Source organism: Bradyrhizobium sp. JR4.3 (assembly GCF_040547695.1).
Classification (GTDB): Bacteria; Pseudomonadota; Alphaproteobacteria; order Rhizobiales; family Xanthobacteraceae; genus Bradyrhizobium; species Bradyrhizobium canariense.
Window position 1 is genome coordinate 177364 of the sequence record NZ_JBEPQF010000015.1, and the last position, 25419, is coordinate 202782.

Below are 25419 nucleotides of genomic sequence, written 5' to 3' on the forward strand. Positions count from 1 at the left end.
AACATTGATTCGATTGCTGAATACAAGATCGTGGGTAGAAGGAGATTCGAACGGCGCCATCTTCCCCTAATGGGACGGGAGGCCTTCTGTGGCCTTAGCCAGTAATCCTCATGCCAATCCGGCTGAATCCAAATGCGGACAACATCATCGTCGTTCAAACTGATTTAGGCGAGACTTCTTCGGCCGCGCACATCAGCAAAAAGGAGACACGCCTCGTCCGCTCGATAGGCATAGCGGACCAAATTTACTCAGATTGAGTTTCGCGTATTTTGACCCGTCGCGGACATCACCCCTCACGCACCCCGACGAGGCGCAGACCCTCATACAGCCGCTCGCGCCAAGCAAGGTAAGTCGGGTTGTCGCTTGATTTGGCGGCGCGCAAGCGATGGATGGTAAAGCCCGGGTTGAGCGCTAGTCCCGCCTTTGCCGCGGTTCGCCCTTCTTCCAGCGCGCCAAGTAAGCCCAAGGCAGCGGCCAAGGCAAAATGAGCGAGAGGATAATTGCGGTTGGTCTCAATGCTTCGTCTTAGCCAATCGGCGGCGTCAGCATCCGCATCGAGCTGCAGCTTGGCCATACCCACACAATACATCCACCAGTAGGCAGCGATGTCGCGCGGAGAGAGGCGGAAAGCCTCGAGTATATGGCCTTCGGTCTCAACAGCGCGCCCCGTGTACATTTTGGCCAAACCAATAGCGCTATGAGCGCCGGCCAAATTGGCATTTAGCACTAATGCCTGCTCGCATTCAGCGATTCCACGGGCAGCATGGTTTGTAAAAATGTAGACATAACCTAAGACCAAGTGGGCTTGTGCATGATCCGGGGCCAATGAAAGCGCCTTGATCGCATTTGTCTCGGCTGCCGAAAGCAGCGCGGCTCGGTTGTCTGTTAGCAGGTCGGCCGCAATCGTCACGTCGACAAATGCCATGCCGACCAGTGTTTCAATATTTCGTGGATCGAGGGCCAAGGCTCGTTCGAAAAAACCGCGCGCCTGAGTAAGGTACTCGGGGTTCGGGCCCTGAAATATAGAGGCCATGCCCTGGAAATACAGATCCATCACGTCAGGATGCGACGAACGCTCCGCTCGTCGTGCCTCGGCTACAATAAGTTGAGCATCTAGCGCGCGGGCGAGCCTCGATACGATTTCGTCCTGCATATCGAAGAGATCGGCGATGGGCTTGTCGAAACGCTCGGCCCATAGGTGATTGCCACTTTCGGCATCGACAAGCTGCACATTCACCCGAAGCCTGTTCGCGCTGCGCTGCACGGAACCCTCGAGCGCGTAACGGACGTTCAACTCGCCTCCGATCTTCCTGAGGTCGATTGCTTTATCCTTGTACGAGAAGGCGGTGTGTCGGCCGACCACGAATGAACCGGAGATGCGCGACAAATCCGTGGTCAAGCTCTCGGTCACGCCATCAACGAAATAGTCTCGCTCGGGATCTCCGCTGCGATTGGCGAACGGCAGTACAACGATGGAGAGGCGAGGTGCTGAATTTGGGGTCGGCTTCATGCCGCCGTTGAGCGCCGCCGAGCTAACCGGCTCAACTGTGAGTCTCTGTGCTTCCTGCACTGTACCTACGAAGCGGAAACCTTTGCGCGGCAATGTTTTTATTAGGCGTTTCGTCTCGCCCGTGTCGCCGATTGCGCTCCGAGCGGCATTCACGCGGGTCGTCAGTGCGGCGTCAGAAACGATACGTCCGTTCCAAACGGCGTTGATGAGGTCGTCCTTGCTGACGACGCGCTCCCGGTTTCGGATTAGGTAATCAAGCAGATCGAACACCTGCGGTGTGACAACAATCACGTCTGTTGCGCGGTGCAGTTCGCGCCGGTCGGTATCCAATGCATAATCCTCAAAAAGATAGCGCAAGCTGTCATCCTTTTTGGGGGCACCTCTGAAGGCTCAGGAGCGCAAAGAATAAGCCGTCAGTGAGGAAAATGTAAACCAGCTGTTAAGCGCGCCAGTGGATGTGCTGGCAACTTTCGCTGGTGACACAGCCCAACTTGGACACAGCGCAAATGAGCACGATCCACGGGACCACTGAGCTCGGACCGGTAACCGCAAGACGGCAGTATTACAGCCCCCTCGAAGTATATTGGGATGCGATTCGTGAGTGGCGCAAACGTGAGAGGCTGCGAACCCAGCTATGTCGGCTGACTGAGGGCGAGTTGAAGGACATCGGCATCACGCGTGGCGAGATCGACTACGTCGCCAGAAATCGCGCTATCGACCCACGCGGCGCCGTCCTCGTTCCGTGAATAAGCTCGCATGCTGTCCGGACGTGAACCAATTCACATGTGTTGGGGCCGGCCAGCTGTAGTATGAAAGCTACGCCCATTTAGAACCGCGGGGCCGGGCGATGATTCGGTTTTTCACTGTACTCTCCGTTTTGTGTGCTGCCGCAATGGGAGCCACCGCCGAGACTCCGATCGAGCGCGGCAGCTATCTAGTCAATGCGGTCATGGCTTGCGACGGCTGCCATACGCCGCGGGGGCCCAGTGGTCTCAACATGGAGCGGCGGTTTTCAGGCGGCTCCATCGTCTGGGACGGACCGGCTTATACTGTCCACGGGTCAAACATCACGCCCGACCGCGACACAGGCATTGGAGCTTGGAGCGACGCGGACATCAAGCGACTGCTGACGAGCAGTGTGCGGCCGAACGGAGTAACAGTTGCGCCACAGATGCCCTACTCTTTCTACAGGATTCTGACAGCCGGCGATCTCGATGCGATCGTGGCCTACTTGAAGACCATTAAGCCGGTGAACAACGAGATGCCGCCACCGGTCTACAAGGCCGCGACATATGCCGTGCCACTGCCGGGTGCCGAAACATCGATCGTTGAAATGGTCCCTCAAGATCCGGTCAAGCGCGGCTTCTATCTCGCTACCCTCCCGCATTGCATGGAATGCCACTCGCGTAAACCCGATGGTACTCAAGACTTTAAGAACTGGTGGGGCAAGGGCGGTCACGAGATGAAGGGCCCTTTCGGCTCCGTCATCGTCGCCAACATCTCCTCCCACAAGGAGAAGGGAGTCGGCGCGTGGACGGACGCCGAACTCAAGCGCGCGCTGACCGAGGGCATCAGCCGTGATGGCCGCGCTCTCAAGCTGCCGATGGCCCGCCAACGCTACTTCAGCAAGATGACTGAGCAGGATCTCGACTTTATCGTCGCTTGGGTGCGCGCCATTCCCCCGATCGAACAGTTCATGATCACTTTCGAACTGTCGAATGTCGCAGATGGGTCACAAGCAGCCTTTCGGCATTCCGGCTGCTTACGTCCGGTTGAGCCCTGGGTGCCGACATCAGCTGCGCCCGTCGGGAGGTCCGCGACCGGCCAGAAGGAGACTTGTTCAACGAGCATTCGCCCAGCATAGTAATCGGCGTCTTAGGCTTTCTCTCCTAGGGAGATTCTTCAGTGACATCCAACCCTTGGCTCACCCTCCTCGGACTGATCAACGGCTTTCAGGTCACACAGGCAATTCATGTCGCGTCAAGTCTTCGTATCGCAGACCATCTGAAAGGCGGCTCTCGTTCGGCAGAGGAACTGGCCCACCTAACGCAGAGCCATGCAGGCGCACTCTACCGACTGCTGCGGGCGCTCGCCGCAGTGGGCGTTTTTGAGGAAGATGAAAGCCGAAGGTTTGCGCTGACACCAATGGGAGACTGTCTGCGCACTGACTCCGCGACACCAATCGGCGCGTGGGCGGAGTGCGTCGGGAGTCCCTACGTTTGGAGCACATGGGGCCATCTGCTGCACAGCATTAGAACCGGCGAGAATGCCTTTCAAACTCTGAACGGTAAGGACATTTGGAATTATCGCGCGGAACATCCGGAGGAGAGCGCGGTCTTCGATCGCGCTATGACAGAGTTTTCGCGCGGCGGCGCTGAAACCGTTATCGCCGCCTATGATTTCTCCGCTTTCCATCATGTTGTGGATGTGGGTGGCGGACGCGGTTTAATGCTGGCAGCCATTCTGACTGCTCATCCCCGGATGCAAGGCACGTTGTTCGATCAGCCAGGGGTCATTGCCGGAGCCGAGGCGGTTCTGGAGGCGCACGGCGTCGTCGACCGGTGCCGAATGGTGGGCGGAAGTTTCTTCGAATCGGTACCTAAAGGCGGAGATGCCTACGTGATGCGAGTGGTGATTCACGATTGGGACGATGACGAAGCGATCGCCATTTTGAAGACGTGCCGGCGTGCGATGCGGGAGACGGCGAAGTTGGTTCTCATCGAGCGAATTATCGCGCCTGCGAACGAAGTGCCGGCGACAAAATTCATGGACCTCCACATGTTGGCTTTGCCTGGTGGGCGGGAACGGACTCGTGACGAGTTCTCTGACCTGTTTGCCAAGTCTGGCTTCGAGCTGACGCGCGTTGTGCCAGCGGGAAGAATCAACGTCATCGAGGCCCGGCCATATTGAGCACAAGGCGGCCAGGCCTCCGGTGACGTCCGTTCCGGGTCAGAAGGCGAAATGCTGATCTCGCCTACATTGGTCTGCTTTACCGAGAAGCGGCGCTTATTGAGTGGGCGCCCAAGACCCGCTCCTGACGACCAGGAGCGCGCGCATCGCACGGACGAATGTCCCACTCCGGTCCGACGGTCGTCCGGGGAAGCGGCATGGCGCGGCGGCATAGCGGGACCCCGCCTGAATTCCCGGCGCGCTTGAGCGAACGTCGCGGAGGAACTTTCCGGCATCGTCAACCCGGCCCCAACCCTGTCGCCTCCCCCTCGGGTTTGCTGCGGTCTGCGCCCCCGGCGGTCCGCTTCAAGGCCAAGTCGCAAGCGACCGGAGACCGCCGATCTCGGCAAGGCCCGGCCGCGTCCGGCGCAGGGCCCAGTAGCGTGGCCCCGCTTGTCCGCAACCAAACCTCGCTCGCCTGGCGGTCCCCGGACCTTGAAGCGGCCCTCATCCCGGCGGCGCTGGGCGACCGCACCCGAAGGGAGAGCCGGCAGGGGCCGGACCGAAGCCGACGGCGAAACCAGAAAAGGACTTCACCATGACGAAGACCGCTCGCGCACCCCGCACCAACGCCCGCGTCGTCCCGCTTCGGCGCGGCACCACCATCGAAATGGTCCGGATCGTTTGCCCGGACGCAGCCCAGGCCGCCCGTATCGCCGAGAGCTTCGGCCTCCCCGTCCTCGACAGCGACGCCATCTGCGACCTGCATCAGCGGCTCATCAGCGAGACCGCCGACGCGCTCGGCGAAGGCGTCAACGAACGCGCCATGCAGATTCACCTGCAGCGCATCGTCGGCTCCTATGTCGGCTCGGCCCACGGCGCCGGGCAGTTCTACAGCCGCGCGGTCACCGAAGCACGCGCGGCAACGGCAAAGCTCGCCAACGACACGCGCGACGAGGACCTCGATGGACCGGTCGGGTTCGAATCCGCCGCCCAGCGCAAGCGCGAATTCGCCGCCGAGGTCGCCGTTCAGGCACACGCACTGCGCATGGCGGCCGAAGGCGCTGTCGCCGCCTACGAGCACGTCATCGGCGAGAGCTGGAAGCCGTTCGAACGCCAGCCCGATCACCCGCGCGAGACCGTCAGCCGCAAGGCGGCCGAAGTTCAGATGGCAGCGTTCGGGTGATGCCGCCGGCGGGCTTCGGCCCCGCCTTTTCTCGTTCACGATCCGATGTCGGCCGGCCCCTGCGGGCCGGCCGTTTTCATGTCGCACATCGCGACGGCGCAAACGAGCAAACAGAAATGACCCGGGATCAAGCGCACGTCGCGGCCCGTACCGGCTTTCGGTCGATGCTCCGGCCGGCGCGGCAGCGCAACGGCTTTGCCGTCCTCCACTGCGTTCCGGTCCGGCGTCTCTCCCCTCACCCCGACCACCAGCGTCACCGGATGCGCGACCCCGCAGGCCTCGCAGCGGACCGCCGTGACGGGCCGCGACAGGCGCGGCCTCCAACGGAGGTTAGAATCATGGCTGGTAAGGAAACCAAACCCCGCGCCGACATCTATGCGCGGATCACCGATCGCATCGTCGCGGATCTGGAGCGCGGTGTGCGTCCTTGGGTTAAGCCGTGGAGTGCGGCCAACGCGGCTGGATGCATCATGCGCCCGCTGCGTCACAACAGCATGCCCTATCACGGCATCAACGTCGTGCTGCTGTGGTCGGAAGCGGTCGCGCGGGGCTTCACATCACCGATCTGGATGACGTTCAAGCAGGCTCTCGAACTCGGCGGCCACATTCGCAAAGGTGAGACCGGAACGATGGTGGTCTATGCCAACAAGATCACCAAGACCGAGACCGATGAGCATGGCGACGACGGCGAACGGCCCGTTCCGTTCGTGCGCGGCTATACCGTGTTTTGCGCCGACCAGATCGACGACCTTCCGGATCACTATTACGGGCACCCCGCTCCGAGCATCGCACCGGCGCAGCGTCTGGCGCATGTCGAGGCCTTCTTCGCCAACACCGGTGCGAACATCCGGCACGGCGGCGACAAGGCATTCTTCGCGCCGGCGCTCGATCTGATCCAAATGCCGCCATTCATCGTGGTTGGAGGTGCTGGCCAACGACAGGCGTTTCATCTTCAGCGCGGCCGCCCACGGTCAGCGGGCAGTCACCTATCTGCACGATCTTCAACCCAAGTCGGCCGAGATTGACCAAGCGGCATGAGGCGCAACGATCCGTGCCTCGGCCGCTTGCCCTCATCGTTCACCTTTCTAGGACAATGACGAAGGCCTCGTCTCACGGCGGGGGCCTTTGTTTTGTGCGTCGTCATGCCTGTGCCGGCGACTGGAGAGGCGGCGCTTCCCATCCCGACGGCGTAGGCGAGATGCGCCGGGCGGGTTCTTCGGGCTTCCGAGATGCCCGTCTGTGTCTGGGCGGCGTCTTTCCGAAGCCGCAGAAGGCTGGTGTCATCGCGATACGACAGTTCGGGGTTGTTATTGCGTCCGCTGGACTGGCGGAAAGCGTACTCGGCGCGCGCGAGTGCCATTCCACCAATGCGCCCGTCGTCGTGCGGTGTGGCTTGCCTGTCGCTCAGTCGTATCCTCATCGTTCGGCCTGTCGCGCCCAATGCGTCCTCGATTTGGCATGTCTAACCGAAGGCCGTCGTCGCTCCGCTCCGCCTCGATCAAAAGACCGCAACGGCCGTTCTCAGCTTTCTTCCCCTGGCCGCTGCGCGCCCATTCCTCGCGAGACAAGAAAGCCTCCCCCTGGCCGCCCTCTACTGCGTGGCGGCCCTTCGGGTGCGGTCCGATCGCCTCCGGTCAACGACAGCCATCGAGGTCGCGATGGTCGCGGCCCGAGAACGAAAGAGGACACGAACATGGCTACCATCGGCAACTTCACCGTCAACGGCAACGGCTTCGTCGGCACCGTCAAGACCCTCGCTCTAGGCACCGTCAAGACCAAGATCGTTCCGGCCGAACGCACTTCAGACAAGGCCCCGGACTACCGCATCTTCGCGGGCGCGAACATCGAGTTCGGCGCCATGTGGAAGAAGAAGTCCCAGGACACGGGCCGCGAATACCACTCGGTCAAGCTGGACGACCCGAGCTTCCCGGCTCCGATCTACGCGACGCTGGTCGAGATCGAAGGCGAGGAAGGCCACTCGCTCATCTGGTCTCGCCCGAGTCGCGACTGAAACGCCGCGCAGGTGGCCCCGCCGCGAGGCGGGGCCTTCACCTGTAGGCGGAAAGGAGAAACGATTTTGAACGCGCGTAAGGTCGGCATGCGCTGCCTCATCTGCCGCCGATCCCTTCATGCATAGCTGATGGACTAGGCCGGAAGGGCCTCGTCGGCAGTCACACCGCATCACCTGCGGGCCGTGGCGACGGCCCACCTACGCTCATCCAAATAGCCGGGCCAGCGCATTCGATTGCTCGGCGAATTTTCGGGCGTTGGTCTTCCGAAGCCTTTCCAGGTTTTGCAGCTTCCATCGCACGCCGGGAAGCTGCTCCAAGTGCGGCACGCCCAGTAGCGACCAGTCAGGCTCTGCGGCGACCAGCGACAGCAGGAAGCGGCGCTCATCGGCGTTCAGACCTTGCTGCAGTTCGCGCATCATTCGCGCGCGCGCTGCCAAGAGCGCGTCGAGTTCAACGGGCTCGGTGGTCATGCCCGCGAAATTGTGTTCGAACTCCTGGCGGAGATCCCGCAGCGATGGAAACAGGACCTCGTGCACCGGCCGGTTATGGCTCGCAAGATAGACGACGAAAGCGCGGCGAATGCCCGCCGTGATTCCCTCGTGCACAAAAAGCTGCGTGACATCGAACAGATCGCGGGGATGCTGCCGGTCCATCGCCGCAACCAGTTTGCCGCCATATACGTCTTCGAACGACACCACCGGGATTTCGAGATCCGCCTGCAGCGTGTCGCGCGCGGCCTCTGTCAGCGACGCCATGTGCACCGGATGGACGGTGCCGCGCATGACGAAGTTGACCTCGATCTTGACCTCAATGCCCCCTCGCCGCACCATCAGCTTGGTCTCGCCGGACTCCGTCGCGGCCGGCGCATGGGTCAGAAAGCCCTGCTTCTGCAGGCGCGCGGCCGACTGACGGATGGCCTCGTTGATGCGCCGCAGCGCCTGCTCGCGCGGCAGTGTGTGGTCGGGAAACACCAGATCGAGATCGACCGAGAGCCGCGGCATGTCGCGCACGAACAGGTTGATCGCCGTGCCGCCCTTGAGTGCGAACGTATCGTCGACGAGCACCAGCGGCGCCACGCGCGTCAGCAACCGCGCGCTGTCAAGGTAGACCTGGTTCATGGCTTCAGCACCAGGAGCCCATCAGCGGAGCGGGACACCCAGGCCCGGTCGCTGCCCTTGGGCAGTTGAGACGGATCGAGCTTGCTGGCCCAGGGCTGAGAGAGTTCGCGGCCAAGCTGCAGGCACAGGCGCACGGTCTTGACGCTGGTGCAGCGCTTGAGCAGGTCTCGCAGCAGATCGGCACGCAGGCTGTAAGTGCTTTCGACCAGTTCGCGCGCTTCTTGCAGCGGCTGCCGGACGCCGACTTCGCTCAGCACCTCCAGCAATGCGCGTTCCGGCGCCGAGACGAGCGGGCCGCCCTTGCGGCTCTCGAAGGGCCAGACATGAAGCAGCGCGCCGGGTTCTTCCTTGAAGAGTCGCTTGCGGTGGTACTCGGCCGGGAAGCGCTGGGTGAACCACTCCGGAAGGCGTCCGGCTTTCCAGCCGTATAGATGGAGGACGGGCCGCTGGGAGACGTACTGGCGGATGCCGTGCCAGTCGAAGGCCGACTTGCCGCCGACATGCAATCCTTCGAAGCTCCGCTGCAGCAGGACGAGGCTCGGGTGCAAAGTGGGCGGATCGTTTGGCCGGCAATAGACGCCGCGTGCCAACCGTTGCAACCAGCCGGCACGGACATAGTGGACGGCAAGGTCAGCCGATATCCCGAGGGCGGCGAGGTCACCGGAGGTCAGCGGCGCTCCCGGCGCCAAGCGGGTGTAGAGCCTGCTTAGCTTGTTTCTTTGGGTCGTAGCCATGCTACGATAATAAGAATAATATCAAACTTCTGCAAGCTTGCATTAGAAGTCTAAGTCGTAGTCCGGCTACGATAACCCGGATTAAGCTAAGAAGACCGCAAGATCGACCAGGAACTCGTCAGCTGCGGTTGCGCTGTGCTCGGCGATACCCGCCAGGCACCACGTGGTGCGCAATTCGGGTCTACTCACCGTTGCACGAACGCGCCTACTCTCTGCTGACAAGGAACCTTGCCGGCGAATACACCCCATGCAGAAGTCACCTTTCAATCCTAATGTCGCCGATGCCGCACCGACCGCGCCACTTCTGACCGGCTATGACGAGCAGCACCTGGTTACCTATCTCCGTCTGCTCGACGCCGCAGCCGATGGCATCGACTGGAAGGAGGTCGCGCGGACCGTGCTGCATATTGACGTCGCGCGCCAGCCGGATCGGGCGCGCCGGGCGTGGGAAACTCATCTCGCCCGTGCCCGCTGGATCACCGAGCATGGCTACCGGGATCTGCTGCGGGGCGGGGCACCGCACTGAGGGCGCCTACAGAATCCCCCAGGCCCGATATCGTCCCCTGCCGGTCACCTCCCGCAGGTCAAGCTCGCCGACCAGGTCCTGAGCGGCGCGCGGCGTGATCTTAAGCTCCTTCGCGATCATACCGGCCGAGGCGATCGGCCGGGTCAGCATATAGTCGAGCAGCGCCGGCAGTTTTGACGTGGCGCGACGGCCGGCGAGTTTTCGGGCGAGCAGGGTTCGCTGGTTAAGCCAGCGGTCGTGGTCCTTGAGACCGGCCGCCGCGGCAGCAGTGATGGCCTCGAGCTGCACGGCGAGTCGCGCCGCCGCGTCGCGCGGCCGCCGGCGTTCGCGGGGGATGGCCTTCAGCCCGTCATGCAGGCAGGGCAGATGCCAGCGGGTCTTGGCCCGCGCGCGCAACACGCTGGCTGACAGCAGCCGGCCGAGCCACGGCGTATGCTGCAGCGGGGCGATGGCGTCCCAAGCCTCAGTCGCAAGCGCGGCCGCGAGCGTCGGCGGCAGTATGCGGGTCTGCTCGACCACGGCGCGCCAGTCGTCGAGACGCGCGTCCTCGTCCCAGTCGGGGTCGTAGAGCAGCGGGTCCCGCTCGGACTCGGTGCGGCTCCCGCCAGCGAGTGTCCGCTCCGCCTTGGCATTCGCGGCGTCGATCGCGGCGAAGGCGGCGGCCAGGTGCGGGTCGGACTCGGTGCCGCCAAGCGGCGTGTCGAGATCAGCATCATCCTGGTCGCCGCTATCATCGCCGCCGACAAAGTTTCGCTCCCCTTCCTTTCGGATGCCTCTCGCCTCCCACTCGCCCTGCCCGCTGCGGCCGCGCAGGCTGTCGAGCCCCGCTGGCGACGGCGCCCAATCCGGCTTCGCGTTCGCGATGCGGCGCCGGGTCCGTAGCACGGCGTGGGCGCGCGTGAGTTCGTGGGTCGGTGCGCGGATGTCCATGCCAGCGTCGTGGAGAACCAGATCTTCGAGGTGGACCAGCTCGCCTTCCAGCCACAGACTGGCGCACGCGTCAGTATAATGTGTGCGCGCAATCCAGCCGTCGCGGATCGGGCTCTTGGCCAAGCGTTCGTCGAGCCGGGCAAGCGCGTCCTCCGCGATGGCGAGCGGCTCGGCGAGCTGAGCCCAAGGCAGTGGATCGGGGATTCGGTAACTGTTTTGCAAGGTCTTGATAACCTTAACAGGAATCGGTCAAACAGAAGCTATCACGCGAATAGTTTCCGTCATAGCGACAGGCTGGTTCCCCGTGGCGCTCGCCGTCAACAACCACTGCAGGCCGTTAAAGCGTATCAGCGATCCGAGAGCCGCAGCCCGGTAAACTCCCCTGCCCTGGTCCGGACAAGCCCCTTCCTTTCCGCGCCGCGGCCGCCCCAGCCGGCTCGCTTAGGCGGCTTCGATATCGGTTTGCGGAAAGTCACCGCCCTTGAACATCAAGGGCTGCCCCAGATGCCGGGCGCAAGCGTAGGCAAAACAGTCCCCGAAATTGAGGCTCGCCGGATGCCGGCCCTGGCCGTAACGGTCGAAGGCGTCGAGCGCGAGCCTTGCCGTTTCAAACGGCACCGCGACTACGGCGATCTCCATCAGAGCCAGATACTGTTCGACCGCTTCGGCGGCGGCGCTGACCGAAAGATCCAGCACGCGCGCGACCGCGACCGCCGCCTCCCATACCGCCAACGGTGACGTCAGACGCGTTCCGGTCTGCTGCAGGCGAGCCAAAAGCTCGCGTGCCTCCTCCTCGTCGGTCAGGAGCGCGGTCAAAGCCGACGCGTCGATGAACATCAGGTGTCCTCATACAAACTGTCGCGGAACGCCTTATCGGCGGGCTGTCCCTTGGCGGAGTTGCCCCTCGCGCGTAGATCCCGGCAGAACTGGACGCCAAGGTCGACCAAAGACGGCTTGCCCTGCTCGCGCTCGAGTTCATGGGCGAGCGCCACGTGCACTGCTTCGGTGAGGCCGAGTTTTTTTAGCGAGGCCACCTTGCGAGCGAGCGCATCGGTCTCCGGGTTCTTGATGTGGAAGGCCATGGCGCGCTCCTCTAGACCGCGTAGTGTATACCTATATATCATCACGGATACACTGACGGAAGGGCTGGCCTCGTCGTTTGCGCCCCTAAGACGCGCGGCCTTCGTGGCGTATGAGCGCAACTTTTATGGTTAGTTGTCTATGAACGCCTGCCCTCTCCGTCTCCCGGATGCTCCTTCCCTCAGGGCTGTCCTGGCAGATCATCTGGCCTCGGGCTAATAACGACCATCCCGCCCTCGCCCGCTCATTCCTCGCTTTGAATTCTGCACGGGCGCGGATCGACGTCGACTACTGATGCGATACCGATCGTTGACCCGACTGGTGTGCGTCGCGCCTTGGCGAATTGAAGCGAGGGATGACCGCAGGGCACAAATTGTTGTCAGCTGACAACATCCATCCTTGGTAGGCCCCTGTTGTCAGCTGACAACAATCGCCCGGCGGGTCGCTGCTGTCTGCCAACCATTATCCAGGCGTCCGCGGTCAGATCGGCTTCGTTCGAGAGCCACGCAGCTCGATATCCACGCCAGCACCCATCGGGAGATCGTATACGTTCGACGGCCTTGCCGCTCGCCAAAGGAGCACCCCCCAAGCTGGACGCCTTCCGATCAACCTTCCACTAGACCGGGCATTCAACCGCGAGGTCGGCCTGACCTCGCCCAAGGTCCTGACTGCGTTCGCCTGCTTGGCCCCTGACGTCGGTCCATTGTTGCCCTGGTCGATTCGAGTCAACAGGAGGTTCCCGCCTGGCGATGCGATGCGGCTTTCGAGGAAAACAGTCCCTATCTGGAAGCCTGGGCGATCTCGGCGAGCGTTGCCGCGAATGGATCTGAAGGCCCGGCGTCGAGCCTCCCGGCTCAAGATTGATCCGCACCACGGCATGCTCGAGGTGACGGCCCGTTGCCGTTCCCTCGCCGGATCGCACGCGCCCGGATGAAGCGATGACGAGCTGCGGCACTCCTGCATCGCTGGAAAGGGCAAGAAGATACCGTTGCCAGCGCCGCGCCCCTGAGGTCGATGTCGCGATCCGTCGGTGTAGCCACACGGCGGTGCAAGAGAAGGGCCAGCGTGGATGACCTGGGATGTGTCTGGTCGGTTGCGACCTGTTCGTCCGTGCGACGGTGCGGTTCTTCTGCTTGCCCTTTTTTGGGGCGAGCGGCGGCGCAGCGAAGTGACGCGCCAGCCCCCCGTGATCGACACCGGGAAGGTGCGGCGCGCCGCCGATCCAAGCGAGACGACATCGTCGCTTTACGCTGTCTCGCCATTCCAGCTTGGGCGTCTGAGGCCATTGTCGTGAACGAGGCGGGGAGGGGGCTTACTCGCGGGACTGCGGCGCCGGGCGTCGGGCGAATGGCAGGCGGGAGGCGACGCTACGAGACGGCGCGATTCTCTAGAATTTGCAGTACATGGCCTGAGATCAGAGCACTCAACGGAGGCTACGCGCCGGGGGTGTCCCGTTGCCCGGCTCCAGCCGTGGCAGGACCGTTCAGCGCAGCGGTTGGCGAGCCACAAAATGAAGCTCTGGGGAGTCGTGAAGGCGAGCCGACTCACGCCATAGTAGAGGTTCATCCCCTTCGCGCTGAAGCCGTTGTTGTCAGCTGACAACAGCAGGGCGGTGCACCAAAAAAGGGCCCTGCGCGCCGTTTGGCAAGTCATCGCGCGTTAATAACTCGTTAACCCTTTAATTCTTGCTCAAATCACAGAATCGTGGCCATCTCTCAAGACGGAGATTAGGCGTCTGACGAGCAGAAACCGTCTTGAGAAGGCAAATGACGATCTTAGCGGAAGATTCGGCTACCATGAGGGAGACTGCGTCTGCGCGGATCACTCGGCACGCGGGCATTCTTTCCGGCCAGCTTCGCTCGCTCGCGACAACTCTTTTCCCGCCTTCAGCGAGCAAGTCGCTCCGGTCGTTCACCTCTGGAGAGGTTGCGCGAATTGCGGGCGTGTCCGATGGGTACCTTCGGCAGCTCTCTCTTGACGGACTTGGACCGACCCCAGCGACAGGAACCGGGGGGCGACGGTCTTACACTCTGGGTCAGATTCATGAGTTGCGCGAGTATTTAGCCACTGCGCGGCCGCGCGAAGCAATGGAATTCCTTCCGCGCCGGCGCCCAGGCGACAAGCTCCAAATCATCACCGTCGCGAACTTCAAAGGCGGCTCCGCCAAGACGACGACGGCATTGTATCTTTCACAATACCTCGCCCTTGCCGGCTTTCGGGTCCTCGCGATTGACCTCGATCCGCAAGCTTCGCTTTCAGCAATGTTTGGATATCAACCCGAGTTTGACATTGGGGCGAACGAAACGCTGTACGGTGCCATCCGATATGACGAACACCGCCGGCCACTGCGAGAGATTGTCCGGCCGACTTATTTTGACGGGATAGGGCTCGTTCCAGGCAATCTCGAGCTTATGGAGTTCGAGCACACCACGCCTCGAGCAATGGTCGAGCGGCGTGAACGCGGACACGACCTGTTCTTTCGCCGCGTCGCCAGTGCCATCGACCAGGTTGCAGACGAATACGACGTCGTTGTCATCGACTGCCCACCCCAACTTGGTTATCTGACCATGGGCGCGCTAAACGCCGCGACCGCTATGCTCGTGACCATCCATCCGCAGATGGTCGATGTCGCATCCATGAGCCAATTTCTCCTCATGACGTCGGACCTCATGTCCGTTATCGAAGAAGCTGGCGGGCGACTCGATCACGATTTCATCCGGTATGTCATCACGCGTCACGATCCCAATGACGTGCCCGAAGCTCAAATCGTGGCTCTCCTCCGTACCCTCTTTGGTTCGGATGTGCTCCAGGCCACTGTGTGGAAATCGACCGCCATCGCCAATGCTGGTCTCACCAAGCAATCACTTTATGAGCTGGAGCGCGGCGCCGTAGGGCGGGGCGCCTACGACCGGGCATTAGAATCGGTCGACGCGGTCAATGCCGAAATCGCGCAACTTCTTAAGAAGGTGTGGGGTCGATGAGCAAACGTACTGACACTATCAAGAGCCTTTTCACGGCCCCGCAATCAAGTGCGTTGTCAGCTGACAACATGCCCGCTGCCTTGCCGCGGGTCTCGTCGGGCTCGGTTCGCTCGTTGAAAGACTCTTTCTCTGAGGTCGAGAAAGAGAACGAGGAGCTTCGCGAAAGAATTGCATCCGGGGCTGTGATACTTGAAATCGACCCCTCACTCGTCGATCCGTCGCCGCTGGCCGACCGTTTTCGCGAACAGGATGATAGCTCGTTCGAAGCGCTCAAACAGTCGATCGCACAGCGTGGCCAAGAGGTGCCCATTCTCGTTCGGGAGCATCCTGAAGCGAAAGGGCGCTATCAAAGCGCCTATGGTCATCGCCGCGTCCGCGCCACGCGCGAATTAGGTATTTTCGTCAAAGCGATTCTGCGACCGTTGACAGATGAAGCGCTTGTCGTGGCGCAAGGACTTGAGAACGCACCGCGCGAAGATTTGAGTTTCATCGAGCGCGCCAGCTTCGCGATGCATATCGAGGATGCCGGGCATAGCCGCTCAGTCGTGCAAGATGCGTTGTCGGTCGATCGGGCGGAGGCCTCGAAACTTCTTGCCGTGGTTCGATCGGTTCCTCCCGAGGTCATTCAAGCAATCGGGAAAGCTCCGAAAGTTGGCCGCGGCCGCTGGCAGTCATTCGCTGAATTGATCAAGGATTCCGCGGCGCTCAAACGTGTCAGAGCGGCGATCGCCGAATCTAAATTTGCAGAGCGCGAAACCGACGCACGATTTCTTGCAGCATTCTCCGCAGCAACCCGTTCATCTCGCGGGGAGCCTCGGAAAGAGCCGGACGAGAAGCCGGTCTTTTCCGTGTCCGGGGATAAGATTGCGCACGTGCGTCACGCCGAGCGCGAATTGAAGCTTACCATCGACAAGAATGTCTCGACGACATTCGCGGCATTTCTTGTGGACCAACTCCCGGCCCTGTTCGACGCCTTTTCCAAGACGAGCAGTGGCCAGGAAAGTACCGAGACCTGACGGTCTCGTCCCGTAAACACGAACCAGGAGCAGACAAGGCAAAAGAAAAAGGCCCCCGAAACGGAGTTCCGGAAGCCCTTCTCTTCAAGTTTGGCGACTGACAGAGAATCACTTTCGCGAATCGCAGTCAAGAGTTTCTACGCGATTTTATCGTCGTTTCGGCGAGCGGATTTTCTTTGCCCAACTGAGGCAAAGACATGCAGTCACACTCTCCAACGACGCCCTTTGGGCGGCGATCGTTGACGCTTGCCCATGTGGCAAGCCAGATGGTCGCAACGGAACGTCCACCCGAAAAGCTCGTGCACAAATGGAAGATCTTCCACGCCATCTGCACGGCACGGCCGCGCCTTGGGGTGTCGGAGCGCGCGCTCTCGGTGCTAAACGCGCTCCTAACCTTCCATCCCGAGACCGCGCTGACAGGAGAGGATGACCTGATCGTCTTCCCCTCGAACCATCAGCTCGCTCGGCGAGCGCACGGCATGCCGGCATCGACGCTGCGACGCCACCTCGCTGTGCTGGTAGACGCGGGGCTAATCGTTCGGCGCGACAGTCCAAATGGCAAGCGATATGCGCGGAAGGACGATGCTGGCGAAATCGAGCTCGCGTTCGGCTTCGATCTGTCACCGCTCGTCGTGCGCTCGGAAGAGTTCGAGAGCCTGGCGGCCGATATCGAAGCCGAGGCCCGCGCACTCAAGCTCGTACGTGAGCGGATAACGCTGTGCCGGCGCGACATCGCGAAGATGATTGCAACTGGCATCGAGGAAGCCGTCCCGACGCGAAGGGGAGGGCAGGGGCCTGCCGATTGGCAGGTCGTGCACGCTGCCTTCCGCGCGATCGTCGATCAGATTCCGCGCACGGCAACGCGCCAGGAGCTCGAGCCGATCGCCGACGAGTTGTCTCAGCTCGCCGACGACGTGCTCAATCTTCTGGAAACACATATTAAATCAAGGAATCCGGGCGCCAATGAGTCCCATTCTGAGCGCCACATACAGAATTCAAATCCAGATACCCTCGTTGATCTTGAACCTGTCTTCCGAGAAGGCAGGGCGGCGGGAGCTGAGCCCAAACCTCAACCGTCGCGAGTCGGGGAGGGGGCGTATCCGTTAGGAATGGTCCTCAGTGCCTGCCCGGACATCGTCGATTATGCGAAGGGCGGAGTTTCGAACTGGCGCGATTTCCTCGCGACCGCGGCTGTTGTGCGATCGATGCTGGGCATCAGCCCGAGCGCTTGGGAGGAGGCGCAAAAAGTTATGGGCGAGGTGCCCGCAGCCATCGTGGTCGCGTGTATCCTGCAGCGCGGGACGGCGATCAACTCCGCCGGCGGTTATCTGCGCGGCCTGACGCGAAAAGCCGAGGTCGGCGAATTTTCGCTTGGCCCGATCCTGATGGCGCAGATCAATTCCCGTCGGCGGGACAAGCAGCGGGCGTGAGGCGATGAGGCGCCGTTTCCAGACCTTGCCTTTTCGTGTGATCGAAACACCCGCACTGACCCGGCTTCTGCGCTGTGTCGACGCAAAGCCGTTCGGAGAAATCGTCAATGACAAAACACCCTTCAATCATCCTCGCCCCGTTTTTCCAGCCTCGCGATGAGGGCGTCGCGGAGCAACGGATGTACGTAGCGGGGTTCGCGGACGAGGCGGGCGAGGCTTGGGGGACGCTGATTCCGTTGGATGCGGAGATGGTCGAGCACGCCGTTCTGGGACAACAGACATTCACCGCTTGGTGCAACTCCGACGGTCGCATCCAACCGCGGCCGAGCAGCGACAGTCTTTTTGAAGAGCTTCTGGAGAAAGGCCAATTGAAGGAGACGCCCCTTGATGAGCTCGTCGCCGAAGCCATCGAGCAGGGCAAGAATGAAACCAATGATGACATCCTCGATCTGTTCGAGACCCTGCATGAGCGGCTGGTGCGGGCGGAGGGCATGGTCGCTGACGAGATCGCGCGGCGCAGGCGATGACTCCTCGCGCCGCGGTCAGCGCGATTCAGTGCAATAGGGCCCAGCTTGTACTAACGCGAGCACCGCGACCGCGGGCGGCCGACACCTCCGGTCATGAAGACATAGAAACCCGACGACCGGCCCGCGCTCCGACTAGTTTTAAGCTTCGCCGGAGCCGGAAAACAGCACCGTCGGTGGCGTCGCGCGCGGTGGCGGGAGAGTCCGACCGCCCGGGGCTCCCGGTCTGCTCTTGAGATCGTATCGCTGGGCCAGGTCGAGTAGCCGCCGCTTGGTGAATGGGTCCGCGTTCTCCGCCAGATCGCGCGCCCGCTGCGCGAAGCCCCTATAAAATTCTTCCACGACGCAACCCCCGCAACATCACTGAAAATCGGATTTCAGTGTGAGACGCGCTCCGCGTCAAGGGGTCTGGTGCATGCGGACGATTTTCGCCGATCTACTTGTGCTCGCGACGCAGGGGGAACTAAGCTGGTCCCGGCAGGCAAAAATCATGACTCCGCTCTACCTCAGCCGGAAGCTGTGCCCGAAGTGCGGTAAGCCGATGACGGCCGTGCCCGACGACGTCGCGCCCGGCCGGCCGCCCTACGTCTGCGTGGTCTGCGAGGACGATCCGCTGCGCGATCCCGCCGCCCGGAAGTGGGCGGAAAGCCCGCTGCGACCGCCGGCCAAATAACGTTCGAGTTGAAATCGAGCCCGGCAGCCGGATTGCTGAAGAGGCCGCTTATGCTCACAACCCTCTCCGACGATGTGGCGTGGCAACCCCGAACGACCAGCTTCGTTCCATCGCGCGTGCCGGCGGAATCGTCCCGGACTGGGAGGCCGGCATGCCCAGCGACGGTAGCGTCTGTTTTACGCCTCGCGGGGCGCTCGGTCGCATGGATGCGGTGGGCGGGTTGCATCCACATGGCGAGTACGTTGCCAGCCTCGTTATCGATCTTGCGATCGCGAGTTCGACCGTTGCTGACAGCGACGATCTCCATTGCGGGTGATGACGCGCCGTCCAGGTGACCTAACTTAAGCTGAGCCGCATTTTGCTGCCACGCCCGTTGCCGAATGGCCGAACGGATTAAGGCCGCCTGTCTTTCATTCCATGTGTTTTCGCGACGGGCGCACCCATCAGCGTCCTCGATAAAGGCTGGTCTGACCGAAGGCCGATCCCGCTCTGCGGGCTCTCGATCTTGTCCCTGCAACGTCCGTCCTCGACTTTCTTCCCCTGGCGCTGCGCACCATTCCTCGCGGTCCAAGAAAGTCGCGGCCGGCCGCCCTCCATTTCATTTCGGCCCTTTGGGTGCAGGTCGATCGCCTTCGGTCTCACGACCGCCATCGAGGTCGCGATAGGCGCGGCCCGAGAAAACCAAGGGAATGAGAGAATGGCTACCATCGGCACCTTCACCTCCACGCGCAATGGCTTCTCTGGCGCGATCAAGACGCTCAACCTCAACGTCAAGGCCAAGCTGATCCGCCTCGACACCCCTTCCGACAAGGGACCGCACTTCCGCATCTACTCCGGCAACGTCGAGTTGGGCGCCGCCTGGCAGAAGACCGCCAAGGACACCGAGCGCGACTACCTCTCCGTCAAGCTGGACGATCCGAGCTTCCCGGCTCCGATCTACGCCACCCTGATTGAGGTCGAAGGTGCGGAAGGTCTCCAACTGATCTGGTCCCGGCCGAACCGGGACTGAAGCTCCAGGAAGTCGGCTCCGCCGCAAGGCGGGGCCCGCTTCCCTTCTATCGAGATGCGATCATGACTGTCGACACCATTGAAGAATTGCGCGCCGAGCTGCGCGACTGCGTGTTCACGCCGGCGGAGCGCAAGGCGCTCGAAGTCGAACTGGCCGAACTCGTCCGCCAACGCGACGAAGCGCTTGCAGCCGAGGAGGGGGCTTAAGCCCGCTCGTCTTGCATCTTGCGATGCTCCGTCGTTACCGTCCGCTCCTCCTCGTTAAGACCGACCTTGATGGCTTTCGCAGGTGTGAAAGTCAGCTTCCTGGAAGCTACGATCGCAATCGTTGCACCGGTCGATGGATTGCGGCCGTCACGGCGGGGCGATCCTTCTTGAACTTGCCGAACCCGGGAAGGCTCGTCTCGGCTCCGCTCACGGCCGCATCAGCGATCGCCTTGAAAACGCTATCGACGATGGCTTTCGCCTGAGTCTTTGTCAGGTCGTTCTCGGCTGCGATCTTTTCGGTGATCTCATTGGCGGTCGTCATGGGCGAACTCCGTCTGTCTGGATTTTGCTCGTCCGACACCAAGACCGTGGAACAGATAGAGCCGGCATCACGGGCAGAGCGGCAATCCTCGGACAATTATCAGACTAAGACGGTTTTTCGTCCGTGACAGCGTGACCGCGCCTCCGCTTGGCACGCTCCAGGCGTACGAACGCTTCGATCGCGTCCGCACGACCATCGAAAGGTTTGCACCATGGTCTTGCCACTCGTGCTGATCCGGCCCCAATTGCGGACCAACGACGTTTCTCCGAACAAAGTGGGCTGCGTGGACAGCGCATAAAACCGCCGCATATTTCGCGCGGCAACGATGCGGCGCAGATGAAGCGGTTCTGGTTCGCGTTTCGGCACGGACAGATTCTCGCTTCCGAGGGAAGCCGCGTCCAATGAGTTTTATGAATCGGCCGGGCAGATCGATTCATTTTACAAATAGGTCCGTTGCGCCGGAAATGCCGCGGCCCGTCTCCTATTGCCGGATGAAATCTCTTCTCGATGGAGACTTGGCCATCGGGGCGCGCGCGTCGCAATGCCTAGCTTGCCATTGCACCAGCCCCGATCAAAACAGCCGCCCGCAAGAGATCGGCTCTTAATTCAAAGCTTTCTGCGGCTCTTACAGCCTTGTCTGCTTGGGCGAGCCCCTTCGGGGCCGGCTCTACTCGCGCCGCCGCGGCGACGCTCCCGGAGCCCACAAGCGGTCTCCGCGCCTTCGCGTGACGATCCTCTCGCGACCTATCGCGGAGCGACCAGCAACGAGCACGATTGCCGGCTCACTTCGTCAGAATTTTCCTCGATGGCTATGGGCTGACCTGACTCTTGTGGCAGGGGATTCGCCGGACGAATTCCGGGATCGTTCCGGTGATCGGATTCGCAATCGTCTGTTGGTTCAAACCAACATCCCACAGGACATGATGGACAAGGACATGGCCCCCGCACCGTTAGATCCATTTCGGAGCTTAAGATGAAGACCATTGTCATCAACAATCAAAAGGGCGGGGTCGGCAAGACGACGCTCGCGGTGCATTTGGGCTGGTTCCTGGCGGAAGCGAATCGCCGCGTTCTCGTGATGGACGTTGATGCGCAAAGCAATGCGTCGGATACGTTGAGGCACTACGCCGGTTCAACGTTAGCCGCGGATCTGTTCAAGCCGGGAACTCGGGTCGTACCTCGGGAAGATGAAGGCCTAACGCTCGCGCCGGCCGATAGCTCGCTGACCGATCTCGATCGCAGCAGTGCGGCCGCCATAACGACTCTGCAAGAGAACCTCGCTATCGCGTCGGATCAGTTCGATGCCTGCGTCATCGATACGCCGCCATCACTTGGACTGCGCAGTGTCGGCTGTTTGGTGGCGGCGTCGCATGTGCTGGCCCCTATTTATCTGGAGGACTATTCGATCAAGGGCGTCAAAGGTCTGATGCAGACCGTGATCGGCGTGCAGAGGCGCTACGGCCGCCAGAATACGAAGTTCCTCGGGTTGCTGCCTTCGAACTTCAACACGAAATCGCCCCGTCAAAGGAGCCATCTTGAGCAAGTGTTGCGCGAGGCGGGCAAATATGTGTTTCCGGGCCAGATTGTTGCAAGGGACGGCTACGCTGAGGCCGTCGCCGAGCGCGTGCCGGTCTGGAAGCTGAAGCGCCGCTCTGCGCAGGAGGCTGGTCGGGAAATCCGCGATGTTCTCGCCAAGATCGTCGCGCAGATGGACGAGCCGGCCCATGGCGCTTGATCTCAGCTTTAAGCAGCTCATCGACGCCGCCGAAGATGGTGCCGCCACAACCGGACAAGCGGCTTGCATCGCCATCGACCGTATTGACGAAGATCCAGACCAGCCGCGCCGCAGTTTCGACGAACAGAAGCTCGAGGAGCTTGCGCAATCAGTCCGTCAGCATGGCGTGCTGCAACCGATCGTGCTGCGGCAAGCGGCCGATGAAGGCCAGTACGTGATCATCATGGGCGCGAGGCGGTATCGTGCTGCCAAGCGCGCCGGGCTACGTGACATCCCCGCGTTCATTCATGCCGTTGGTTCTGCGGATCGTTATGTTCAGATGATCGAGAATATCCAGCGCGACGACCTCAATACCCCCGAAATTGCGGCGTTCATCGCGGGCCGCTTGGAGCAGGGTGATACCCAAGCTGACATCTCACGCAAGCTCGGCAAGCCCAGGGACTGGGTGTCTCGCTACGCGTCGGTCCAGAGCATGCCGGAGTTCCTCCGATCGAAGCTTGCCGGCTCGTCGATCCGTGCTGTGTATGAACTCTACCAGGCCTGGCGTGAGCAGCCCAACGCCATCGAGACTTTATGCGCAGCGCAGGAGAGCTTCACCGACGCCCACGCCCGTCAATTGGCTCGCAAAGTTCGGACGGAAGTTCGCGGTTCCCCTGCTGATGGCGAGGGGTCCCCTGGAGATCAACCACCGGCAAGCCCAGTCGCACCGCAAGCGGCATTGCGACCCATAGAGAGAGATCGTCTAACAGCGACCGTGGAGAAGCCCCCCAGCTCTTCGGTCGATCGAAACGAGCGAATGAGCACGTCACTGACGATCAGAGTGCGTCACCAAGATCGCACTGGCTGCCTTCTGGTCGATCGACTCGCGTCTCAAGGCTCTCGGCACGCAGTACTGTTGGTTGATGGCGCAGCAGAGGCGGAAGAGGTTCCAGCATCGACCATCACAATCGAAGAGATCCTGTTCGCATGAAGCTTGTGTTAGAGAGCTTCCTCAGAATCGCTGCTACAGTTGGTGCGCCGGCGGAGCGGATTTCCCATCCGAAGGATGGCGCGCCAGCGCAGCAGCCGGAGGCCGAACGCGCCCCCCACAGCGCTGTAGAGAGGCCGGAGGCTGCTGGAAAGCCGCGGTCCACATATTCGGTGCAAATATTGCCGATCTGCGCGCACGGCGTTCGTGGAAAGCAAGGAGCAGCGGCGGCGGCTGCGTCATTCCAAGAGGCATTCTCCGTATCGATCGTCGGCTGGGTTGGATCTCACCTGCCGCAACTTCCGATCTTTGAAAGCCGAACTCGTTGGCTTGAACCAACATGGAGGGGGTGGAGAAATTCGCGTTTTCTAGTGCAGGATAGGCTTCGCGCCAGCGATGTATTACATCGCGATTGGGATCGGAGTGCATGGCTCTGATCTCGCTTCGCGTCCCCGACGAAGTCGCGGCGCAGTTCTCCGCTTTTGCAGCTACGCAAGGCGGCAAGTCCGCGCTGCTGCGGCGTCTCATTGCTGATGCCCTAGCTGCACCAGCGCCGCACATCTTGGCGTTGCCGGTCGGGCGGCCGGAGAAGGTGACTGTGCGGTTTCGCGAGAGTGAGATGCGGCAGCTCGCTGAAGTGTCACATCAGCGTGGCATGACCCGAACCGGCTGGATCGTTGCCCTGGTGCGCTCACGATTGGGGTCGCCAGTGCAGCATTCCCCAGATGAGCATGCGGCGCTTCGCGCGATCGTTCGCGAGCTCAACCGGATCGGTGGCAACGTCAACCAGATCGCGCGTGCCGCAAACACGAGTGTGCTGCAGGGCAGGGCGGTTGAGCCCGATCTGTCAGTAATTCGAGAGGCCAAATTGGTCATTGAAACAGAACTCTCGCAACTACGTAATGCGCTGCGTGGTAACGCGAATTATTGGGATGGGCGGCGATGAGCCGGCGCCACTCGCCGCGTCCGACCGACCTGGCCTCCGAACTTCCGCCGATCTCGTATGTCTGGGAAACGCCCAATCGGCGCCCGCGGCGGGCCGAATGGGATATCCCCGATCCGGCCGCTCCCGGACGCCTTACGCCGGCGATGCGCGCAAAGCTCGAACGCATCGTTCGCCGGGCACCAGAGGTGATGGTCAAGATCACCGGTCGCACCAAGGGCGTGGCGCATCTCAAGTCGCACCTGGCATACATCATGCGAAACGGCGAACTCGATGCGGAAACGGAGCAAGGTGCGGCTCTGACGGGTCGTTCCGGATTAAAGGATCTGCAGCAACGCTGGGAGGATGATGCCGGTCTCGACAACAAGCGTCGCCGGGATGGATCGCTTTCGATCAACATCATTCTGTCGATGCCGGCTGGTACCGATGCGGTCGCTGTTAAGGATTCAGCCCGGGCTTTTGCCATCGAGACGTTTGGCTACAACCACGACTACGTCTTCGTTCAGCACCTCGATGACAAGCATCCGCACGTGCACTTGACCGTCCGGTCCCTGGGCCAAGACGGTAGGCGACTCAACCCTCGGAAGGCGGATCTGCAGGCATGGCGGGAGCGGTTTGCAGGCGAACTCCGGCTTCGCGGGATTGCAGCGGAGGCGACGCCCCGGCGAACCCGTGGCCAGGTTCGGAAGGCACATCGTGGGGCGGTGCTCGCTCTGCGCAAGCGAAAGATCACGCCGGAGGTCGATAGGCTCGCTCGAGAGGAGGTGCTTTCGGAGGTGAGGGGCGGCAGGACTGCCAAACATCCTTGGGATGAAAAGATTAGGTCACGTCAGGATGCGATCCGGCGGCGATATCTGGACTATGCTGCCGAGCTTCAGCGCTCGGGAGCGGCGGCAGATCAGGTGCTAGCGCGACAGATCGGGCAATTTGTCAACGACATGCCCGCTGTTGAAACTCGCCGGCATGAGCTGAAGAACGAGCTTTCGGAACTGGCCAGTAGCCGGCGGCGAGACGTAAAGCAGGACGTTCATGCAGAGCGGCGCGACAAAACACGAGGCGACGAGCGGACCAGATAGGTGGGGTCAGATATTCCCAACTAGAGATGATCTATGTAGATATCGGAGGGCGTCAAGGCCATTTAAAGACTCTATCAGGCTCATAACCTGAAGGTCATAGGTTCAAATCCTATCCCCGCAACCACTTTCATTATTGTCCAGACCGGAGACATAGGTAACAGGTCGTACCTAAGACATGGGTGACAACCTCGTGCCGAACGGGTTGTCGAGGGGTTTCAAAGTCGTTTACTCCAAAAGTCGATCCAGTTTGAGGCCGCTGGTCAGCGATCTGCTGTGTTCCGGCGAGACGCATCTATGGCCTGGCCATTGTTGCTTGGCTCGCGCTGTCGCCATCAACCCCGCGCGTGCCGCGCCCCTGTGGGCTTCGGGGGTTGACCGCGACAGCGGAGCCAAGCAAAGGGCCTGCCATGCCAAGAATGCACGAGAGCGCGTCGCGCTCAGGGCGCTGCGGTGGCAGCTGAGACATCGGTGACGGGCTTCGGGCCGAACGGGTTGTCGAGCGGCTGCAAGGTTTTCTGCTCCAGATCGAAGTAACCGAGATCGTAGTGCATG

The 25419-nt window shown here is 61.6% G+C and carries 25 protein-coding genes and 3 pseudogenes; 19 read left to right on the forward strand and 9 right to left on the reverse strand.

Translation table 11 applies throughout. From position 1 onward, the window contains the following. Positions 1-286: 286 nt before the first annotated feature. Positions 287-1867 carry a winged helix-turn-helix domain-containing protein gene (locus ABIB91_RS23615; RefSeq protein WP_354167273.1) on the reverse strand — a complete coding sequence of 527 codons (1581 nt, stop codon included), beginning with the start codon at positions 1865-1867 and terminating at the stop codon, positions 287-289. 149 nt (positions 1868-2016) lie between these two features. Here ABIB91_RS23615 and ABIB91_RS23620 point away from each other — a divergent pair, with 149 nt between their 5' ends. The 6 genes and pseudogenes from ABIB91_RS23620 (at position 2017) to ABIB91_RS23645 (ending at position 7596) form a co-directional block, all read left to right on the forward strand. After that, complete coding sequence (locus ABIB91_RS23620) at positions 2017-2256, forward strand: DUF1127 domain-containing protein (RefSeq protein ID WP_354167276.1); 240 nt, start codon at positions 2017-2019, stop codon at positions 2254-2256. Positions 2257-2357: 101 nt separating this feature from the next. Continuing rightward, complete coding sequence (locus ABIB91_RS23625) at positions 2358-3374, forward strand: c-type cytochrome (RefSeq protein ID WP_354167279.1); 1017 nt, start codon at positions 2358-2360, stop codon at positions 3372-3374. 41 nt (positions 3375-3415) lie between these two features. Next, entirely contained in the window at positions 3416-4420 is a 1005-nt protein-coding gene (locus ABIB91_RS23630) for a methyltransferase (protein ID WP_354167282.1), read from the forward strand. 577 nt (positions 4421-4997) lie between these two features. Beyond that, positions 4998-5585 carry a hypothetical protein gene (locus tag ABIB91_RS23635; protein ID WP_354167284.1) on the forward strand — a complete coding sequence of 196 codons (588 nt, stop codon included), beginning with the start codon at positions 4998-5000 and terminating at the stop codon, positions 5583-5585. Positions 5586-5923: 338 nt separating this feature from the next. Further along, positions 5924-6623: pseudogene (locus ABIB91_RS23640) on the forward strand (ArdC family protein). Between the two features lie 655 nt (positions 6624-7278). Next, the gene (locus ABIB91_RS23645; RefSeq protein ID WP_354167287.1) at positions 7279-7596 is read left to right on the forward strand and encodes a DUF736 domain-containing protein; all 318 of its coding nucleotides are present in this window, start codon (positions 7279-7281) and stop codon (positions 7594-7596) included. Positions 7597-7800: 204 nt separating this feature from the next. Here the strand turns inward: ABIB91_RS23645 and ABIB91_RS23650 are convergent, their stop codons facing one another. Beyond that, entirely contained in the window at positions 7801-8715 is a 915-nt protein-coding gene (locus ABIB91_RS23650; RefSeq protein ID WP_354167290.1) for a nucleotidyl transferase AbiEii/AbiGii toxin family protein, read from the reverse strand. Beyond that, on the reverse strand, positions 8712-9449 hold the full coding sequence (locus ABIB91_RS23655) for a type IV toxin-antitoxin system AbiEi family antitoxin domain-containing protein (protein ID WP_354167292.1): 738 nt from the start codon (positions 9447-9449) through the stop codon (positions 8712-8714). Before ABIB91_RS23655 ends, ABIB91_RS23650 begins: the two co-directional genes overlap by 4 nt. Positions 9450-9696: 247 nt before the next feature. Here ABIB91_RS23655 and ABIB91_RS23660 point away from each other — a divergent pair, with 247 nt between their 5' ends. Continuing rightward, positions 9697-9975 carry a DNA -binding domain-containing protein gene (locus ABIB91_RS23660; RefSeq protein WP_354167295.1) on the forward strand — a complete coding sequence of 93 codons (279 nt, stop codon included), beginning with the start codon at positions 9697-9699 and terminating at the stop codon, positions 9973-9975. 6 nt (positions 9976-9981) lie between these two features. Here the strand turns inward: ABIB91_RS23660 and ABIB91_RS23665 are convergent, their stop codons facing one another. The 3 genes from ABIB91_RS23665 to ABIB91_RS23675 form a co-directional block, all read right to left on the reverse strand. Beyond that, positions 9982-11127 (reverse strand): RHE_PE00001 family protein, encoded by a 1146-nt coding sequence (locus tag ABIB91_RS23665; RefSeq protein ID WP_354167298.1) that lies wholly within the window; start codon positions 11125-11127, stop codon positions 9982-9984. Positions 11128-11346: 219 nt separating this feature from the next. Further along, positions 11347-11742: a type II toxin-antitoxin system VapC family toxin gene (locus ABIB91_RS23670; RefSeq protein WP_354167301.1), complete on the reverse strand. Its 396-nt coding sequence runs from the start codon at positions 11740-11742 to the stop codon at positions 11347-11349. After that, positions 11742-11987, reverse strand: coding sequence for a type II toxin-antitoxin system VapB family antitoxin (locus ABIB91_RS23675; protein ID WP_354167304.1), 246 nt, complete (start codon positions 11985-11987; stop codon positions 11742-11744). The genes ABIB91_RS23670 and ABIB91_RS23675 overlap by 1 nt, the downstream gene beginning before the upstream one ends. A gap of 1764 nt (positions 11988-13751) precedes the next feature. On the opposite strand from ABIB91_RS23675, the gene repA reads away from it, so the two are divergent. From repA to ABIB91_RS23695, 4 genes are all read left to right on the forward strand, one after another. After that, positions 13752-14966, forward strand: a complete 1215-nt coding sequence (gene repA, locus ABIB91_RS23680) for a plasmid partitioning protein RepA (RefSeq protein ID WP_354167307.1) — start codon at positions 13752-13754, stop codon at positions 14964-14966. After that, on the forward strand, positions 14963-15982 hold the full coding sequence (gene repB / locus ABIB91_RS23685; protein ID WP_354167310.1) for a plasmid partitioning protein RepB: 1020 nt from the start codon (positions 14963-14965) through the stop codon (positions 15980-15982). The genes repA and repB overlap by 4 nt, the downstream gene beginning before the upstream one ends. Before the next feature lie 197 nt (positions 15983-16179). After that, positions 16180-17412, forward strand: coding sequence for a plasmid replication protein RepC (gene repC / locus ABIB91_RS23690; RefSeq protein WP_354167313.1), 1233 nt, complete (start codon positions 16180-16182; stop codon positions 17410-17412). Positions 17413-17519: 107 nt separating this feature from the next. Next, complete coding sequence (locus ABIB91_RS23695) at positions 17520-17939, forward strand: hypothetical protein (RefSeq protein WP_354167316.1); 420 nt, start codon at positions 17520-17522, stop codon at positions 17937-17939. A 138-nt stretch (positions 17940-18077) separates the two neighbouring features. On the opposite strand, the gene ABIB91_RS23700 is transcribed toward ABIB91_RS23695, so the two are convergent. Further along, the gene (locus ABIB91_RS23700) at positions 18078-18278 is read right to left on the reverse strand and encodes a hypothetical protein (RefSeq protein ID WP_354167319.1); all 201 of its coding nucleotides are present in this window, start codon (positions 18276-18278) and stop codon (positions 18078-18080) included. Between the two features lie 148 nt (positions 18279-18426). On the opposite strand from ABIB91_RS23700, the gene ABIB91_RS23705 reads away from it, so the two are divergent. The 4 genes from ABIB91_RS23705 to ABIB91_RS23720 all read left to right on the forward strand — a co-directional run bounded on the left by ABIB91_RS23705 (position 18427) and on the right by ABIB91_RS23720 (position 19824). Further along, positions 18427-18609, forward strand: coding sequence for a hypothetical protein (locus ABIB91_RS23705; protein ID WP_354167322.1), 183 nt, complete (start codon positions 18427-18429; stop codon positions 18607-18609). Between the two features lie 79 nt (positions 18610-18688). Then, positions 18689-18925 carry a hypothetical protein gene (locus ABIB91_RS23710; protein ID WP_354213109.1) on the forward strand — a complete coding sequence of 79 codons (237 nt, stop codon included), beginning with the start codon at positions 18689-18691 and terminating at the stop codon, positions 18923-18925. Between the two features lie 381 nt (positions 18926-19306). Beyond that, entirely contained in the window at positions 19307-19618 is a 312-nt protein-coding gene (locus ABIB91_RS23715) for a DUF736 domain-containing protein (protein ID WP_354167326.1), read from the forward strand. A 62-nt stretch (positions 19619-19680) separates the two neighbouring features. Then, the gene (locus ABIB91_RS23720; RefSeq protein WP_354167329.1) at positions 19681-19824 is read left to right on the forward strand and encodes a hypothetical protein; all 144 of its coding nucleotides are present in this window, start codon (positions 19681-19683) and stop codon (positions 19822-19824) included. On the opposite strand, the pseudogene ABIB91_RS23725 reads toward ABIB91_RS23720, so the two are convergent. Then, positions 19821-20146: pseudogene (locus ABIB91_RS23725) on the reverse strand (HU family DNA-binding protein). The gene ABIB91_RS23720 and the pseudogene ABIB91_RS23725 overlap by 4 nt on opposite strands. 104 nt (positions 20147-20250) lie before the next feature. Further along, a pseudogene (locus tag ABIB91_RS23730) lies at positions 20251-20455 on the reverse strand (WGR domain-containing protein). 664 nt (positions 20456-21119) lie between these two features. Between ABIB91_RS23730 and ABIB91_RS23735 the strand changes: the two are divergent. From ABIB91_RS23735 to ABIB91_RS23750, 4 genes are all read left to right on the forward strand, one after another. Then, the gene (locus tag ABIB91_RS23735) at positions 21120-21881 is read left to right on the forward strand and encodes a ParA family protein (protein WP_354167332.1); all 762 of its coding nucleotides are present in this window, start codon (positions 21120-21122) and stop codon (positions 21879-21881) included. Then, positions 21871-22851, forward strand: coding sequence for a ParB/RepB/Spo0J family partition protein (locus ABIB91_RS23740; RefSeq protein WP_354167334.1), 981 nt, complete (start codon positions 21871-21873; stop codon positions 22849-22851). Before ABIB91_RS23735 ends, ABIB91_RS23740 begins: the two co-directional genes overlap by 11 nt. A 424-nt stretch (positions 22852-23275) precedes the next feature. Then, a complete protein-coding gene (locus ABIB91_RS23745) occupies positions 23276-23794 on the forward strand; it encodes a MobC family plasmid mobilization relaxosome protein (RefSeq protein ID WP_354167337.1) in 519 nt (172 codons plus the stop codon). Then, positions 23791-24867 (forward strand): relaxase/mobilization nuclease domain-containing protein, encoded by a 1077-nt coding sequence (locus ABIB91_RS23750; protein ID WP_354167340.1) that lies wholly within the window; start codon positions 23791-23793, stop codon positions 24865-24867. The genes ABIB91_RS23745 and ABIB91_RS23750 overlap by 4 nt, the downstream gene beginning before the upstream one ends. Positions 24868-25419 lie beyond the last annotated feature (552 nt).

What these genes read in the sequence shown, in the direction of transcription:
- ABIB91_RS23625 (WP_354167279.1), top strand. Translation starts at nt 2,358, where the DNA reads ATGATTCGGTTTTTCACTGTACTCTCCGTTTTGTGTGCTGCCGCAATG.
- ABIB91_RS23670 (WP_354167301.1), bottom strand. Translation starts at nt 11,742, where the DNA reads ATGTTCATCGACGCGTCGGCTTTGACCGCGCTCCTGACCGACGAGGAG.
- ABIB91_RS23705 (WP_354167322.1), top strand. Translation starts at nt 18,427, where the DNA reads ATGACTCCGCTCTACCTCAGCCGGAAGCTGTGCCCGAAGTGCGGTAAG.
- ABIB91_RS23650 (WP_354167290.1), bottom strand. Translation starts at nt 8,715, where the DNA reads ATGAACCAGGTCTACCTTGACAGCGCGCGGTTGCTGACGCGCGTGGCG.
- ABIB91_RS23660 (WP_354167295.1), top strand. Translation starts at nt 9,697, where the DNA reads ATGCAGAAGTCACCTTTCAATCCTAATGTCGCCGATGCCGCACCGACC.
- ABIB91_RS23750 (WP_354167340.1), top strand. Translation starts at nt 23,791, where the DNA reads ATGAGCCGGCGCCACTCGCCGCGTCCGACCGACCTGGCCTCCGAACTT.
- ABIB91_RS23740 (WP_354167334.1), top strand. Translation starts at nt 21,871, where the DNA reads ATGGCGCTTGATCTCAGCTTTAAGCAGCTCATCGACGCCGCCGAAGAT.
- ABIB91_RS23675 (WP_354167304.1), bottom strand. Translation starts at nt 11,987, where the DNA reads ATGGCCTTCCACATCAAGAACCCGGAGACCGATGCGCTCGCTCGCAAG.
- ABIB91_RS23735 (WP_354167332.1), top strand. Translation starts at nt 21,120, where the DNA reads ATGAAGACCATTGTCATCAACAATCAAAAGGGCGGGGTCGGCAAGACG.
- ABIB91_RS23645 (WP_354167287.1), top strand. Translation starts at nt 7,279, where the DNA reads ATGGCTACCATCGGCAACTTCACCGTCAACGGCAACGGCTTCGTCGGC.
- ABIB91_RS23635 (WP_354167284.1), top strand. Translation starts at nt 4,998, where the DNA reads ATGACGAAGACCGCTCGCGCACCCCGCACCAACGCCCGCGTCGTCCCG.
- ABIB91_RS23715 (WP_354167326.1), top strand. Translation starts at nt 19,307, where the DNA reads ATGGCTACCATCGGCACCTTCACCTCCACGCGCAATGGCTTCTCTGGC.
- ABIB91_RS23745 (WP_354167337.1), top strand. Translation starts at nt 23,276, where the DNA reads ATGGCTCTGATCTCGCTTCGCGTCCCCGACGAAGTCGCGGCGCAGTTC.
- ABIB91_RS23620 (WP_354167276.1), top strand. Translation starts at nt 2,017, where the DNA reads ATGAGCACGATCCACGGGACCACTGAGCTCGGACCGGTAACCGCAAGA.
- repC (WP_354167313.1), top strand. Translation starts at nt 16,180, where the DNA reads ATGCAGTCACACTCTCCAACGACGCCCTTTGGGCGGCGATCGTTGACG.
- repB (WP_354167310.1), top strand. Translation starts at nt 14,963, where the DNA reads ATGAGCAAACGTACTGACACTATCAAGAGCCTTTTCACGGCCCCGCAA.
- repA (WP_354167307.1), top strand. Translation starts at nt 13,752, where the DNA reads ATGACGATCTTAGCGGAAGATTCGGCTACCATGAGGGAGACTGCGTCT.
- ABIB91_RS23655 (WP_354167292.1), bottom strand. Translation starts at nt 9,449, where the DNA reads ATGGCTACGACCCAAAGAAACAAGCTAAGCAGGCTCTACACCCGCTTG.
- ABIB91_RS23720 (WP_354167329.1), top strand. Translation starts at nt 19,681, where the DNA reads ATGACTGTCGACACCATTGAAGAATTGCGCGCCGAGCTGCGCGACTGC.
- ABIB91_RS23695 (WP_354167316.1), top strand. Translation starts at nt 17,520, where the DNA reads ATGACAAAACACCCTTCAATCATCCTCGCCCCGTTTTTCCAGCCTCGC.